The 830-nt window shown below is 71.3% G+C and carries 1 protein-coding gene; it reads left to right on the forward strand.

The annotated features are described in order from the left end of the window. Window positions 1–299: 299 nt before the first annotated feature. Window positions 300–530 carry a hypothetical protein gene (locus ACIQVZ_RS35855; RefSeq protein ID WP_402455969.1) on the forward strand — a complete coding sequence of 77 codons (231 nt, stop codon included), beginning with the start codon at window positions 300–302 and terminating at the stop codon, window positions 528–530. The last annotated feature ends 300 nt before the right edge of the window (window positions 531–830 follow it).

Here is an 830-nt window from a genome sequence, read left to right on the forward strand (position 1 = left end):
GTCCGGCTGCTCGGTCCGGCGGTCCGTCGGAGGTCGGTCCGGTTCCTCGGTCCGGCGGTCCGTCGGAGGGTCTGGACCCAGCGATCCTCGCCGCTGGACGGATGGCTGCAGCACAGGCTGGTCGCATTACCTACAGGGCGGTCCGTGAGGGCATCCGCGAGCAAGGACTCTCGGTGTCGAACAACCGGATACCCGAGATTCTCGAAGCGCTACGGACCGATAAGCCACCTCCACCACGCCGGTAGGCCGAGAGCGTTCCCCACCACCTCGCACCTCTAGTTCACCCTGCGGAGCAACTCATGAGCAACATCGTGCTGGCCGACCGCGACATCGTTGGCGACTTCCTGGCCGTTCTGGCCCGCTACCACCACGTCCAGTCCGCCGAGCCCCTCGGCGACGGCCGCTGGAGGGTCCGACGGACCGTCGGCGGCGCGGATGAGGTCCTCAACAGTGAGCAGACCGAGGAACTGGTCATGGACCATCTGATCGGTGCGCTCGCTGCTCGTGGCCTGGCCGCCGACGACTTCTGACCGCCGACTCCCGAGGCCCGACACCGAGGCCGCCGTCCCGGCCTGCCGGTACCCAACCAGTGCTGATCCCAGACAGGTTGCCCCCTACGGCGGAGCGAGCTATCCCCTTGGAGTGTCCTAACGGACACTCCAAGGGCTCGCCCCGCCGGAGGGCGGGGAAGCCGAGTGTCGGGGGGGGGGGGGGGGGGGGGGGCCCCCCCCCCCCGCCCCCCCCCCCCCGGGGGGGGGCGGGGGGGGGGGGCCCCCCCCCCCACCCCCCCCAAAAAGCCCCACCCACACCACACCCCAACCCCACACCCC

This window comes from Kitasatospora sp. NPDC098663 (assembly GCF_044760075.1).
In the GTDB taxonomy this organism is placed as follows: Bacteria; Actinomycetota; Actinomycetes; order Streptomycetales; family Streptomycetaceae; genus Kitasatospora.

Excerpts from the sequence above, each read along its gene's own strand:
- ACIQVZ_RS35855 (WP_402455969.1), top strand. The coding sequence starts at position 300 with ATGAGCAACATCGTGCTGGCCGACCGCGACATCGTTGGCGACTTCCTG.